Source organism: Spiroplasma endosymbiont of Zeiraphera isertana (genome assembly GCF_964030805.1).
Taxonomy (GTDB): domain Bacteria; phylum Bacillota_I; class Bacilli_A; order Mycoplasmatales; family VBWQ01; genus Spiroplasma_E.
Map to the genome: position 1 here is coordinate 1533038 of NZ_OZ034965.1, position 13752 is coordinate 1546789.

Genomic DNA, 13752 nt, shown 5'->3' on the forward strand with positions numbered 1-13752 from the left:
TATTACAAACTTATAGTAAATCAGGTTCAATGACAAGAAAGGTATTAAAAGACCCAATTTTAGTTTCTGAAGCAAAACGATATATTTGATTGAAAAAACGTGTGCGTTATATTAAATGATTATATAATATTAAATTAACCGTTCATAACATTGAAAATTGACCAAAAAGAAAAGGTTGTGTAATGGTTGCCAATCATCAATCAAATTTTGATCCATTATTAGTATTATCGGTAAATGATTATAGTTTATATGCGCCTTTAGGTTTTATTGCAAAAGAAGAATTAAAAAAAAGCCATTTGGCACGAAGATTTATTTTTTTAATTGATGTTTTATTTATTGATCGTAATAATCCACGCACAGCCATTACTACTTTTCAAGAAGCAAAGGAATTAATTAGAATTCCGCGTACAATGATGATTTTTCCAGAAGGAACAAGAAGTCATCAACAAGAAATGCAAGAATTTAAAGCAGGTGCTTTTAATATGGCATATCAATCTTATGTACCAATTATTCCTGTTACTATTATTAATTCTTATCAAATTTTTGATCGAAAATATAAGGGCAAAAAAGATATTCATCTTATTTTTCATAAGGTAATTGAACCAAGTGAATTTATTAAATTATCTACTGATGTATTATCAAAGCAAGTATTTAATATTATTAAAAAAGGAATTGATGATTTTAGCAATAATAAAATTTAAGTAGTAATAATAAAAGGTTGTTAGTTAACAACATTTTATTATGTTTAAGAGTCAATAATTAATTTCTGATGTGATTTTTGTTTTTTATAATTACCTGAGTTGTAAATATAAATGGGACAGTTTTTTAAAATAATTGTATTAAATCTATTGGTCTTTTATAAGAGAGTGATTTTCTGGGTGTAGAATTAATTTGAAATGCTATAAAATTTAAATCTTTTTGTTTATATGAAGATAGATCTGTAGATTTTGGTAAATATCTTCTTAAAATACCATTATTATTTTCATTTAAACCCCTTTGGCAAGGTTTACCAGGATCTGCAAAATAAATTTTGACATTACAAATTTTTTCGATTAATCTTCATTTACTAAATTCTTTACCACGATCAAAAGTAATGGTTTTAACTGTTCCTTTTTGTAACTTTGAAATAAATTTTATTATACTTTTCGTAATATTTTCTGATTTATAATTTTTAGTTACTAAAGGAATTGTGGTTTTTGATCATATATCAGCCAAAGTAATAATAGAACTTTTATGATCTTTTCCAATGATAGTATCACCTTCTAAATGACCAAATTCTTGTATATTTTTAATATTAGGAATGATTAAATTTCTTTCATGAATAGACTTACAATTATTAATTTTGCCCCTAGTTTCTTTTTGTTTGTGAGATTTATTTTTGCCTTTTCTCAATAAGTTATTTTCATCAAAACCCATTCGATTTGTTTTAAACATGTTATATAAAGTTTTTGTTGAAATACTTTTTATTTTATTTTCCTTTAAAAAGTTAGCAATTATATCAAGAGCATACTTTTTAGTAATTAACAAATGATTAATACTATTAATTTCTGTTAAAGTTAAAATTATTAATTTTCTGCCCGCATTTTGTTTATTTTTTTGAAATTGATTCAATATTTCTAATGGCAATAAGTTTTTATTTAATAATCTACAAACTCTATGTACAGTTGATTTACTATAATCAACAATTTTTGCTATTTTACGAATCGAAAATCCATAATTTTTATATTCTTTTATTGCTATTATTGATTCAATACTCAGATACTTATACATTGCGCTAATTCCTTTCTTTTCTTAATTATAGAACTAACACAATTTAATTTTTATATAAGTGTCCTTTTTAATTTTACAATTAAAGTAATATTAAATACTTGCTTTGATAATACATCAGTAGATAATTTAATAAATTCACTTGGTTCAATTACCTTATGAAAAATAAGATGAATATCTTTTTTGCCCTTATATTTTCGATCAAAAATTTGATAAGAATTAATAATAGTAACAGGAATAATTGGTACATAAGATTGATATGCCATATTAAAAGCACCTGCTTTAAATTCTTGCATTTCTTGTTGATGACTTCTTGTTCCTTCTGGAAAAATCATCATTGTACGCGGAATTCTAATTAATTCCTTTGCTTCTTGAAAAGTCGTAATGGCTGTGCGTGGATTATTACGATCAATAAATAAAACATCAATTAAAAAAATAAATCTTCGTGCCAAATGGCTTTTTTTTAATTCTTCTTTTGCAATAAAACCTAAAGGTGCATATAAACTATAATCATTTACCGATAATACTAATAATGGATCAAAATTTGATTGATGATTGGCAACCATTACACAACCTTTTCTTTTTGGTCAATTTTCAATGTTATGAACGGGTTAATTTAATATTATATAATCATTTAATATAACGCACACGTTTTTTCAATCAAATATATCGTTTTGCTTCAGAAACTAAACTTGGGTCTTTTAATACCTTTCTTGTCATTGAACCTGATTTACTATAAGTTTGTAATAAATAAGGTCAAGTTAAAATTGCTTTTCAAATGTTCATTATTATTTTTTTTCCTTTCTTTGATAAACATTCGCTACAAATTCTGCAAATTCTTTTGTTTTGATTAATTTAAAATCAGAAAAATTACTAACAGGAAATAAAAGATCACCATTATATAAATTTTTAATGACTGAAACATATAAATAATCAGCATAATCTCATGCCTGCTTATAAATTTCAGCACCACCAATAATACAAATATCTCTTTTTTTATTACCTTGATATTGTTTTAAATATGAAATAATATCATTTGTGAAAGTAATATTATTATCATTTAGAAATTGTTGATAACGTTCTTGATGATTAGTAACAACTATATTGTAACGATTTTTTAGTGGTTTGCCAATACTTTCAAAAGTTTTTGAACCCATTAATACATTTTTATTTAAAGTAATGCTCTGAAAATATTGCATTTCTTCTTTAATTTTTCAGGGCAATTTATTATTAAAACCAATTACCTTTTCTTTGGTCATTGCTCAAACTAAAATTACCATTATACTGCAACCTGACCTCTAATCAACGGATATGGATCATATTGTTCTAATTTAAAATCTTCAAATTTAAAATTAAATAAATTAGTAATATTTTTATTAATAACTAAAATTGGCAATGATTTTGGTTTTCTACTTAATTGTTCATTAATTTGTGAAAAATGATTACTATAAATATGAGCATCACCTAAAGTATGAATAAATTCTCCTAGCTGATAGCCACATATTTGTGCTAACATTATTGTTAATAATGCATAAGAAGCAATATTAAAAGGAACTCCTAAAAAAATATCTGCACTACGTTGATATAATTGACAAGATAATTTTTTATCATCAGAAACGTAAAATTGAATTAAAGTATGACATGGTGGTAGTGCCATATTTTTAATTTCTGCAGGATTTCATGCTGATAAAATGTGTCTTCGTGAAAAAGGATTGTTTTTTAAATTTTCTATTAACTCCTGCAATTGATCAACACCATTAAAATTACGTCATTGTCTACCATAAACAGGTCCTAAATCACCAAATTCAAGAGCAAATTGATGATCAGTTTTAATTTTTTCAACAAATTCTTCTAAAGTTTCGTTTTGATATTTTTTACTTTCCATAAATTTCTTATAAGGTCACTCATTTCAAATTCTAACATTATTTTTAACTAAATATTCAATATTAGTATCACCAGCAATAAATCATAATAACTCATGAACAATAGAAGCAAAATGAACTTTTTTTGTAGTTAATATGGGAAAACCTTTTTGTAAATCAAAACGCATTTGATAACCAAAAGTAGAAACAGTACCAGTGCCTGTTCTATCAGTTTTTTTATATCCTTTTTCTAAAACATATTGACATAAATCTAAATATTGTTTCATAATCATTACCTCTTTCATAAATCAAATTAAATCAATTATATTTTAACAAAAAATATTTTTTTATCTAAGTTTTAATTTTAGTTCCTTACTATATCTTGTCATAAAAAGAGTCTCCTTACTAAGTTAAAACATTGTTTTTTTGCAACTTAGGGGCGACCCTTTCCTATTTAACCGTGAAATTATTGGAGATATAGTGTAGGGTAGGTACTAAAAAGATGCATCATTGGTACATAAAGCATTTATGCAATCAAATCGCTGTTTAAAAGATATTCAAATATTTCATACTGATCGCGGTAATGAGTTTAATAATAAAACTATTAATAAACTTTTACTAGCATTCAACATTACCCGCTCTTTAAGCAAAAAAAGGCTGTCCTTATGACAATGCTGTTGCTAAGGCAAATTTTAAAACTTTCAAAACCGAATTTATTAATAACAAATTTTTACATCATTTATCCAATTAAAACTACAATTATTTGATTATATCATTTGATATAACAACATAAGAATTCATAGCACTCTAAACTACTTAACTCCAATTAATTATCAAAAACAAATGTCTACCAAAAAATAGTCCTAAAAAAGGTCGCCAGTCCACCTGAGTTGTAAATATAAATGGGACAGTTTTTTAAAATAATTGTATTAAATCTATTGGTCTTTTATAAGAGAGCAATTTTCTGGGTGTAGAATTAATTTGAAATGCTATAAAATTTAAATCTTTTTGTTTATATGAAGATAGATCTTTTAATTTTCACAAAAAAATCTTGATATTACTTTTAATTTAAAATTAAAAGTAATATTTTTATATCAGGGGTGATTTTTTGTGACTAATAATGAATTAATTGATGTTTTAAAAAACAAAAAAGATGAAGAATTTATAAAAATTATTAGACATTTTAAAAATAGAATTAAACAAATTGAGAAAAAAGAAAAATTAGATGCAATTGATAAAAAATTTAAAGAAAAAGGAATTCAATGTCCAAATTGTAAATCTTATTGATGTGTAAAAAATGGTTTTAAGAATAATAAGCAAAAATATTTATGCAAAGATTGTAAAAGTAGCTTTGATGCTTTAAGAAATCATTTTTTTACATTAGACTTGGTGCAAAACCTTTAATTTTAACAATTTAACGATTATTATTAATATTAAAGGTGATAGTTATTATGTTGAAAAAATATAAAGATGATCAAGAATTTTATAGTTTAGTCGGCATAAAGCCACAAACATTTTATAAAATGCTTGAAATTTTAAAAATTGCTGAGTCTAAACAAAAATATTATGGTGGTAGAAAAAATAAAATTGTAATTGAAGAGCGTTTATTAATGACTTTAGAATATTGAAAAGACTATAGTAGTTATAGAGTTATTGCAAAAAGATATAATATTAGTCATACTAGTTGCATTCGTAATATTTTTTGAATTGAAAATATTTTAATAAAAAGCGGAATTTTTAATTTACCTGGAAAAAAAGATTTAACAAAAAATAAAGGTACTAATAATAATTTGTTAGCTATTGATGCTACTGAAACTCCAATTGAAAGAATTAAAAAAAACTAAAATTACTTTTTTCAGGTAAAAAGAAACATCATTCTCTCAAATCCCAAATAATTATTGATATTTCCAATGGAAAAATTATTTCAACTGCTTTTTGTTTTGGAAGCATTCATGATTTTAAATTGCTTCTAAAATCTAAAACTTTTATTCATCCAGAAAAACAAGTTTTTGTTGATTCAGGTTATCAAGGTATACAAAATATTCATAAAAATACATTTTTGCCATTTAAAAAAAGTAAATACAATCAATTAACACCAATTCAAAAAGAATACAATAAAACTTTAAGTAAAATTAGAATTAAAATTGAACACGTATTTGCTAAACTAAAACGTTTTAAAATTTTAAGTTTAAAATATCGCAATAAAATACGAAGATTTGCATTAAGATTTAATTTAATAGCAGGAATATATAATTTTGAATTACCTTAGTTTTGCACCAAGTCTAATTCATTTTTTTCTTGGATCATCTGGATTTTTGAAATTTCCTTTATGAATTTCTTTGATAAAAGTTTCATCAATTTCAATTCTACCTTTTAATTTTGTGAATGGTTTTTGTGTTTTTGCTAATTGTGATGATTTCATAAATTTTTGACGATTAAATCATGCTGATGTTTTTGAAATTTTAGCAAATTGAGAAATAGTATAAGCAGATTGACCTAACAATGACAATCAAATTATTCAATCTCATTGTTCATGAGATAAATGACTTCAATGTAAAAAATGATTTCTTAAAGCATCAAAGCTACTTTTACAATCTTTGCATAAATATTTTTGCTTATTATTCTTAAAACCATTTTTTACACATCAATAAGATTTACAATTTGGACATTGAATTCCTTTTTCTTTAAATTTTTTATCAATTGCATCTAATTTTTCTTTTTTCTCAATTTGTTTAATTCTATTTTTAAAATGTCTAATAATTTTTATAAATTCTTCATCTTTTTTGTTTTTTAAAACATCAATTAATTCATTATTAGTCACAAAAAATCACCCCTGATATAAAAATATTACTTTTAATTTTAAATTAAAAGTAATATCAAGATTTTTTGTGAAAATTAAAAGACTTTTCTGATACTACAGCTATTGAAAAATATCTTTGTGCTACTCTAATTGAAATACCTGTTAACAATACAATTGGAGAAGATAAATATTCAATAGTTTTTCAACAACAATTATTTGAACTGATTTCACTTTCTTTTTTAATAAATTTTGGTAAATTTTCATAAATTTCTCCTAAATCATTAAAATATATTCTTACCTTATTTTTATATTTTTGTTCATCACTATTTCAATATTGATTAATGTAATTGGTATAATAACGAATTCTTAAATTAATATTTGCAAGTTCTGCAATAATTTTTTTAGTTTTAGTAATAACTATTTCATTATTATTTTCTATTCCTACCACTAAATATTCCATATTTTGATTTCTTATACTGGCACTATTATTATTTATTGGACACATTTGTCTTTGCTTCTTTCCTTTTTAAACTTATATTAATAACACGTTTTCTCTATTATGTATAATTAAAATTTTATTGCATAAAGATTGAGAAAAGTTTCCAAAGATTTTTTAAACATATTTTAAAATTAACACAATATTTTCATTTTCTTTTTAAAGAAATATAGGTTTTATTTTGAAATTTTAATATTTATGTTAAATTTTCTATTTATATGTTTCTATATTAATTCAATTCGCTTATATTTCTTGATTTTATTCCAATATCTCTTTTTAATAGAACTATTTAAATTAAAACTAAAAGTTCATAATATATATTTTTTATATATTTTTTATATATAAAGAAATTATTGTTTTACTTACAAAGAATAATTGAATCAACTAAATTTCATTTTTTCTATCAATATGTAAAAGAAAAACTCCATAAATAATATATTGTAATTTCATTAAATAAAAAATAAGAATATATAACTAGATTTATTTAAAAATAACAATAGACTTGGTGCAAAACTAAGGTAATTCAAAATTATATATTCCTGCTATTAAATTAAATCTTAATGCAAATCTTCGTATTTTATTGCGATATTTTAAACTTAAAATTTTAAAACGTTTTAGTTTAGAAAATACGTGTTTAATTTTAATTCTAATTTTACTTAAAGTTTTATTGTATTCTTTTTGAATTGGTGTTAATTGATTGTATTTACTTTTTTTAAATGGCAAAAATGTATTTTTATGAATATTTTGTATACCTTGATAACCTGAATCAACAAAAACTTGTTTTTCTGGATGAATAAAAGTTTTAGATTTTAGAAGCAATTTAAAATCATGAATGCTTCCAAAACAAAAAGCAGTTGAAATAATTTTTCCATTGGAAATATCAATAATTATTTGGGATTTGAGAGAATGATGTTTCTTTTTACCTGAAAAAAGTAATTTTAGTTTTTTTTAATTCTTTCAATTGGATTTTCAGTAGCATCAATAGCTAACAAATTATTATTAGTACCTTTATTTTTTGTTAAATCTTTTTTTCCAGGTAAATTAAAAATTCCGCTTTTTATTAAAATATTTTCAATTCAAAAAATATTACGAATGCAACTAGTATGACTAATATTATATCTTTTTGCAATAACTCTATAACTACTATAGTCTTTTCAATATTCTAAAGTCATTAATAAACGCTCTTCAATTACAATTTTATTTTTTCTACCACCATAATATTTTTGTTTAGACTCAGCAATTTTTAAAATTTCAAGCATTTTATAAAATGTTTTTGGATTTATGCCGACTAAACTATAAAATTATTGATCATCTTTATATTTTTTCAACATAATAACTATCACCTTTAATATTAATAATAATCGTTAAATTGTTAAAATTAAAGGTTTTGCACCAAGTCTATTGTATTCTTTTTGAATTGGTGTTAATTGATTGTATTTACTTTTTTTAAATGGCAAAAATGTATTTTTATGAATATTTTGTATACCTTGATAACCTGAATCAACAAAAACTTGTTTTTCTGGATGAATAAAAGTTTTAGATTTTAGAAGCAATTTAAAATCACGAATGCTTCCAAAACAAAAAGCAGTTGAAATAATTTTTCCATTGGAAATATCAATAATTATTTGGGATTTGAGAGAATGATGTTTCTTTTTACCTGAAAAAAGTAATTTTAGTTTTTTTTAAGGCTTTTATCCCTTTATGTACTATTTTTAAATTTTATCACATAAACGGAGATAAAAGCCTACCTAGGAAATTATCCCTGCATGTATTTAAATCAAACACAAAATTACAGTTTCAAAACTCGGTATGTTATTGAATTTATATGCTGATTCTTTTGCATATAAATGAATATTGTGCTTTGAAACTGTTATGTGTGTTCGGAAAGTTCGTCGGATGTGCTTTCATGCTGATTCAATCTGGTTTGTGTTTACACCTGTTGGTGACACATACCCAACTTCATGATTTACGATTTCATGTTCGGGATAGAAGTTTTTGAAACTTACATATCCCTTCCAAGAATCCGTAAATAGACAGCACTCAGTAAAAATGTGTTTCAATGCAAATCTTAAAAGGTTTTTTTCATCTGCATTTTTCAGTACCTTCACAATTAGTTTGTTGCTGGTTTTCTCATAAACTCCAACAATCAAAGTTTTATTCAACAAGGATCTTCCTTGTTTTTTAAAACCTAAATGTGAAAGATACATTTCATCCATCTGTGCTGTGCCATCAACAATGAAAACTGCATCTTGATTTCCAATTCTAGTCCTGATTTCATGACACATTCTTCAATCTGTTTTATAGGTCACACCCAATTCCCTTGCAACATCGGTTGCTGGTATGCCATGCTTTGTGTTTATTCATCTAAAGATGAGATAAAACCAAGATGTCATTTGGGTCTGTGACTTATAAAAAATGGTTCCATAAAGAATACTAAATGTTTGGTTACAGTTCAAACATCGTATTCTTCTCAAATCAGAAGTATTCAAACTAGAAGAAGCACACCTGATGCATTTCATTATTTTCAACTTCGCTATATATTTCAAACAATCGTTTTCAGTTTGAAATATGCTATTGAATTCATTTCAATTCATTTTTTCCTCCAAACTAGTACATGTGGGGATAATTTCCTTTTTTAATTCTTTCAATTGGAGTTTCAGTGGCATCAATAGCTAACAAATTATTATTAGTACCTTTATTTTTTGTTAAATCTTTTTTTCCGGGTAAATTAAAAATTCCGCTTTTTATTAAAATATTTTCAATTCAAAAAATATTACGAATGCAACCAGTATGACTAATATTATATATTTTTGCAATAACTCTATAACTACTATAGTCTTTTCAATATTCTAAAGTCATTAATAAACGCTCTTCAATTACAATTTTATTTTTTTTACCACCATAATATTTTTGTTTAGACTCAGCAATTTTTAAAATTTCAAGCATTTTATAAAATGTTTGTGGCTTTATGCCGACTAAACTATAAAATTCTTGATCATCTTTATATTTTTTCAACATAATAACTATCACCTTTAATATTAATAATAATTGTTAAATTTTTAAAATTAAAGGTTTTGCACCAAGTCTAATATATTACATAATCAATTAGCATATGGTCATCATTATCAAAATCTTACTAATGGTATAAATTTTGCTAATGTTGCTAGTATTTTAACAAATGATGATTATTTATGAAGACCTTATAATGAAAATGCTATTTTTTTCTTAAATGAGCGAATTAATTTAACACAAAATGTTGGTATAATATTTTTAACATTAATTTTTACTGTTACTAGTGTTATTATTTTAATGGTAGTATGAAAGATGATTCATCATAATCATAAATTAATTGGAATTTTAAAAGCATTGGGTTATAAAAATTGACAATTAACAATTTCTTTGGTTTTAGCTATTATTTGACCTTTATTTATTTTTGCTATTATTGGTGTTTTAATATCAGTATTTATTAGTCATATTCTTATTAATAGTCATAACTTATATTTAGCGTTAATTAACTATGGATGATATATAAATGTGCATATGACAATTATCGTGGTAACTGTTCCTTTATTGTTATTAGTAATTATTAGTTTTTTTATAGTTTATTTATTTTTACAAAAAAAACCACTTGACTTAATTAGTAGTAAAAATTTTAAAAAATATCATCATTTAAATATTAGCAAAATTTTTAATTTTATTAGTGTTAAAGTTATTGGCGATATTAGTTATCATAATAAATTGGCAATAACTATTAGCATGCGTAGTTTTGGTAAATTAGTTATCATTAGTATAGTTAGTATTTTTGCTGCCACATTGATGCTATTTTCAATTGCAGCTAGTGGTTTAGTTAATGATATGTTATCATTACAATTTGAAGGGATTAATTTTAATTATTTAAATAGTTATCATTATGAAGACATTGATAATAATTTTATTAATAATAACAAGCAGTTGCTTTATAACATTGCTCCAGTTTCACAAATATAATCAGGAATATCACTTAAACAAGATTTACAAGATGCTATTGATTCATATTTAATAAATCCTAATAATCCAGCACCCGTTATTCGCGATTTACGTAATAAATATATTTTGGGTATCGATTTATTAAAGATGCGTAAAAATTTTGAAAAATCGACAACATGAAATTTATTACCACAAACATTTAAAAAACAGTGAGCAAAACAAATAAATATTATTAATTATTTAACAAATGAAAGTGGTAATAATAATGACTTATTAATTAGTTTTGGTATTATTCCTTATCAAGAACAAAATGAGTTACCTTTTATTAAATTGAATATTGAAGATTCTTATGATTTAGATTTTAGTCATAACAATGCTATTGGTAATACTTATGATAGTGTAACTCAAACTTTTAATGATTCATGCTTTAGTAATGAAGTTACAATAAGACAAACTATCTATGGTATTAATGCAAATAGTAATAATTTTATTAAACCTAATTTAATTAATAGTAAACTTTAATTGTAAAATTAAAAAGGACACTTATATAAAAATTAAATTGTGTTAGTTCTATAATTAAGAAAAGAAAGGAATTAGCGCAATGTATAAGTATCTGAGTATTGAATCAATAATAGCAATAAAAGAATATAAAAATTATGGATTTTCGATTCGTAAAATAGCAAAAATTGTTGATTATAGTAAATCAACTGTACATAGAGTTTGTAGATTATTAAATAAAAACTTATTGCCATTAGAAATATTTAATCAATTTCAAAAAAATAAACAAAATGCAGGAAGAAAATTAATAATTTTAACTTTAACAGAAATTAATAGTATTAATAATTTGTTAATTACTAAAAAGTATGCTCTTGATATAATTGCTAACTTTTTAAAGGAAAATAAAATAAAAAGTATTTCAACAAAAACTTTATATAACATGTTTAAAACAAATCGAATGGGTTTTGATGAAAATAACTTATTGAGAAAAGGCAAAAATAAATCTCACAAACAAAAAGAAACTAGGGGCAAAATTAATAATTGTAAGTCTATTCATGAAAGAAATTTAATCATTCCTAATATTAAAAATATACAAGAATTTGGTCATTTAGAAGGTGATACTATCATTGGCAAAGATCATAAAAGTTCTATTATTACTTTGGCTGATATATGATCAAAAACCACAATTCCTTTAGTAACTAAAAATCATAAATCAGAAAATATTACGAAAAGTATAATAAAATTTATTTCAAAGTTACAAAAAGGAACGGTTAAAACCATTACTTTTGATCGTGGTAAAGAATTTAGTAAATGAAGATTAATCGAAAAAATTTGTAATGTCAAAATTTATTTCGCAGATCCTGGTAAACCTTGCCAAAGGGGTTTAAATGAAAATAATAATGGTATTTTAAGAAGATATTTACCAAAATCTACAGATCTATCTTCATATAAACAAAAAGATTTAAATTTTATAGCATTTCAAATTAATTCTACACCCAGAAAATCGCTCTCTTATAAAAGACCAATAGATTTAATACAATTATTTTAAAAAACTGTCCCATTTATATTTACAACTCAGGGTTTTTATTAGTCCAATATTAATTAATATATTAGCACAACAGTTAATGACTTTTAGTCATGTTATTTATCCAATTATTTTTCGTTGATGATATTTTTTATTAGCTTTTGCTATTAATATTATTGTTTATATTAGTGCTTATATTATTACTTGATTATTAAATTTTAGAAAATATAAGTTATGAGCATTTATGGAGTAAAGATATTAGTTGATAACAATTTTATTCCAGTAAAAATTTAAAAAAGGAAGTTTATTATGTTTTTAATTGATTTTCACTTAGAAAGGCATATAATGAATTTATAATGTTTTTAAACCCATTGTTTTAATTTTAAAGCAAATGGGTTTTTATGTTAAAAAGGAGATGAACTTATGGAACAGCAAGAAAGTAAAACACAAACATCTAGCAATGAGTTAAAATCAAAAATAGAAATTGGACAAGAAAAATTACAAAAAGAAAAAGAAAAATTAATAAAATTACAAAGTGAATCATAAACAGTTTCTGTTTCTAAGGAAACTAAAAAAGGAATTGCAGAACAAATAGAAGCAATTAATCAATTAGAAAAAATGATTAATGAAGTTAAAAAACAAATTAACAAAAATGCTTATTCAATAAGGAGTAAAATATACCATTAGATAAGGATAAGGATAAACAAGATTTACAAATTAAAATATTTACAGATGAGCAAATTCAATTACTTACCGAAGATGATATTAAATCATTATCAATTGAACAAATTCAAGTATTTAATGAAAAAATTGAAGTATTAGATAAAGAAGTTGAAAAAAGAACCATAATATTATCAGATTATATTGATGTAATTACTGATGCTACTTCTAAAATAACTAGTTTATTAGAAGAAAATGTTTTTTTGGAAAAACAAAAAATCGGCAATTTTAAAAATTTTATTATTACAATGTTTAGTTTTGGTTGTATTAATAAAAATAAAAGAATAGAAAAAAAACTAAATAAAAATAAAAAGGAAATACAAGAAAAAACTAATGAACGAACAGATTTAAAAATAATATTTGAAAATATTAGTTTAGAAAGAAAAAAAATTAATGATGAGTTAAATAATTTAATTAAATTAACTGAATTATGAAAAAATATTAATGATAAAAAAAATAGTATAAAAAATACTTCACCAGCTAAAGAATTTTCTTGTTCTAAATTTGTTGAAGAAATTAATGCTTTAGAATTAACTAGTCAAACACCAGTAAATGATCGTGTACAAAAATTACCATAAATATAACCATTATTTATGAATATAGTAGTGCTTATTAAAAA

Annotated in this window: 21 protein-coding genes and 1 pseudogene; 10 read left to right on the top strand and 12 right to left on the bottom strand. The window is 23.2% G+C overall.

The window, feature by feature from the left end:
• The first annotated feature begins 29 nt into the window (after positions 1-29).
• Positions 30-701 carry a lysophospholipid acyltransferase family protein gene (locus AAHM78_RS10810; protein ID WP_342253166.1) on the top strand — a complete coding sequence of 224 codons (672 nt, stop codon included), beginning with the start codon at positions 30-32 and terminating at the stop codon, positions 699-701.
• Between the two features lie 124 nt (positions 702-825).
• On the opposite strand, the gene AAHM78_RS10815 is transcribed toward AAHM78_RS10810, so the two are convergent.
• The 4 genes from AAHM78_RS10815 to thyA all read right to left on the bottom strand — a co-directional run bounded on the left by AAHM78_RS10815 (position 826) and on the right by thyA (position 3916).
• Complete coding sequence (locus tag AAHM78_RS10815; protein ID WP_342253167.1) at positions 826-1770, bottom strand: IS30 family transposase; 945 nt, start codon at positions 1768-1770, stop codon at positions 826-828.
• Between the two features lie 50 nt (positions 1771-1820).
• Positions 1821-2366 carry a lysophospholipid acyltransferase family protein gene (locus AAHM78_RS10820; RefSeq protein WP_342255145.1) on the bottom strand — a complete coding sequence of 182 codons (546 nt, stop codon included), beginning with the start codon at positions 2364-2366 and terminating at the stop codon, positions 1821-1823.
• A 189-nt stretch (positions 2367-2555) separates the two neighbouring features.
• Positions 2556-3047, bottom strand: a complete 492-nt coding sequence (locus tag AAHM78_RS10825; protein WP_342253165.1) for a dihydrofolate reductase — start codon at positions 3045-3047, stop codon at positions 2556-2558.
• Complete coding sequence (gene thyA / locus AAHM78_RS10830; protein ID WP_342253164.1) at positions 3047-3916, bottom strand: thymidylate synthase; 870 nt, start codon at positions 3914-3916, stop codon at positions 3047-3049. The genes AAHM78_RS10825 and thyA overlap by 1 nt, the downstream gene beginning before the upstream one ends.
• Before the next feature lie 439 nt (positions 3917-4355).
• Between thyA and AAHM78_RS17095 the strand changes: the two genes are divergently transcribed.
• Positions 4356-4490: an IS3 family transposase gene (locus tag AAHM78_RS17095; RefSeq protein ID WP_422397947.1), complete on the top strand. Its 135-nt coding sequence runs from the start codon at positions 4356-4358 to the stop codon at positions 4488-4490.
• 54 nt (positions 4491-4544) lie between these two features.
• Here AAHM78_RS17095 and AAHM78_RS10835 read toward each other — a convergent pair.
• Positions 4545-4667, bottom strand: a pseudogene (locus tag AAHM78_RS10835) (IS30 family transposase); the annotation flags it as partial.
• A gap of 72 nt (positions 4668-4739) precedes the next feature.
• Between AAHM78_RS10835 and AAHM78_RS10840 the strand changes: the two are divergent.
• The 3 genes from AAHM78_RS10840 to AAHM78_RS10850 are packed head-to-tail and all read left to right on the top strand — an operon-like array spanning position 4740 to position 5898.
• The gene (locus AAHM78_RS10840; RefSeq protein ID WP_342253169.1) at positions 4740-5033 is read left to right on the top strand and encodes an IS1/IS1595 family N-terminal zinc-binding domain-containing protein; all 294 of its coding nucleotides are present in this window, start codon (positions 4740-4742) and stop codon (positions 5031-5033) included.
• Positions 5034-5080: 47 nt separating this feature from the next.
• Entirely contained in the window at positions 5081-5473 is a 393-nt protein-coding gene (locus AAHM78_RS10845) for a transposase family protein (RefSeq protein WP_342252835.1), read from the top strand.
• 59 nt (positions 5474-5532) lie between these two features.
• A complete protein-coding gene (locus AAHM78_RS10850) occupies positions 5533-5898 on the top strand; it encodes a transposase family protein (RefSeq protein WP_342254958.1) in 366 nt (121 codons plus the stop codon).
• On the opposite strand, the gene AAHM78_RS10855 is transcribed toward AAHM78_RS10850, so the two are convergent.
• The 7 genes from AAHM78_RS10855 to AAHM78_RS10885 all read right to left on the bottom strand — a co-directional run bounded on the left by AAHM78_RS10855 (position 5890) and on the right by AAHM78_RS10885 (position 9943).
• Positions 5890-6450 carry an IS1/IS1595 family N-terminal zinc-binding domain-containing protein gene (locus tag AAHM78_RS10855; protein ID WP_342252939.1) on the bottom strand — a complete coding sequence of 187 codons (561 nt, stop codon included), beginning with the start codon at positions 6448-6450 and terminating at the stop codon, positions 5890-5892. The genes AAHM78_RS10850 and AAHM78_RS10855 overlap by 9 nt on opposite strands.
• A gap of 43 nt (positions 6451-6493) precedes the next feature.
• Positions 6494-6934: a hypothetical protein gene (locus AAHM78_RS10860; protein ID WP_342253170.1), complete on the bottom strand. Its 441-nt coding sequence runs from the start codon at positions 6932-6934 to the stop codon at positions 6494-6496.
• 504 nt (positions 6935-7438) lie between these two features.
• On the bottom strand, positions 7439-7813 hold the full coding sequence (locus tag AAHM78_RS10865; RefSeq protein WP_342255146.1) for a transposase family protein: 375 nt from the start codon (positions 7811-7813) through the stop codon (positions 7439-7441).
• 50 nt (positions 7814-7863) lie between these two features.
• The gene (locus AAHM78_RS10870) at positions 7864-8184 is read right to left on the bottom strand and encodes a transposase family protein (RefSeq protein WP_342253171.1); all 321 of its coding nucleotides are present in this window, start codon (positions 8182-8184) and stop codon (positions 7864-7866) included.
• Positions 8185-8289: 105 nt separating this feature from the next.
• Positions 8290-8547 (bottom strand): hypothetical protein, encoded by a 258-nt coding sequence (locus tag AAHM78_RS10875; protein WP_342255147.1) that lies wholly within the window; start codon positions 8545-8547, stop codon positions 8290-8292.
• Between the two features lie 150 nt (positions 8548-8697).
• Positions 8698-9414 carry an IS1595 family transposase gene (locus tag AAHM78_RS10880; RefSeq protein ID WP_342253172.1) on the bottom strand — a complete coding sequence of 239 codons (717 nt, stop codon included), beginning with the start codon at positions 9412-9414 and terminating at the stop codon, positions 8698-8700.
• Between the two features lie 118 nt (positions 9415-9532).
• Positions 9533-9943 (bottom strand): transposase family protein, encoded by a 411-nt coding sequence (locus AAHM78_RS10885; protein WP_342253173.1) that lies wholly within the window; start codon positions 9941-9943, stop codon positions 9533-9535.
• A gap of 291 nt (positions 9944-10234) precedes the next feature.
• Here AAHM78_RS10885 and AAHM78_RS10890 point away from each other — a divergent pair, with 291 nt between their 5' ends.
• From AAHM78_RS10890 to AAHM78_RS10910, 5 genes are all read left to right on the top strand, one after another.
• A complete protein-coding gene (locus AAHM78_RS10890; RefSeq protein WP_342253174.1) occupies positions 10235-10912 on the top strand; it encodes an FtsX-like permease family protein in 678 nt (225 codons plus the stop codon).
• A 126-nt stretch (positions 10913-11038) separates the two neighbouring features.
• Positions 11039-11413 (top strand): hypothetical protein, encoded by a 375-nt coding sequence (locus AAHM78_RS10895; RefSeq protein ID WP_342253175.1) that lies wholly within the window; start codon positions 11039-11041, stop codon positions 11411-11413.
• Between the two features lie 79 nt (positions 11414-11492).
• Positions 11493-12437, top strand: coding sequence for an IS30 family transposase (locus tag AAHM78_RS10900; RefSeq protein WP_342253176.1), 945 nt, complete (start codon positions 11493-11495; stop codon positions 12435-12437).
• 399 nt (positions 12438-12836) lie between these two features.
• On the top strand, positions 12837-12959 hold the full coding sequence (locus AAHM78_RS10905; protein ID WP_342253177.1) for a hypothetical protein: 123 nt from the start codon (positions 12837-12839) through the stop codon (positions 12957-12959).
• 377 nt (positions 12960-13336) lie between these two features.
• On the top strand, positions 13337-13711 hold the full coding sequence (locus AAHM78_RS10910) for a hypothetical protein (protein ID WP_342253178.1): 375 nt from the start codon (positions 13337-13339) through the stop codon (positions 13709-13711).
• The last annotated feature ends 41 nt before the right edge of the window (positions 13712-13752 follow it).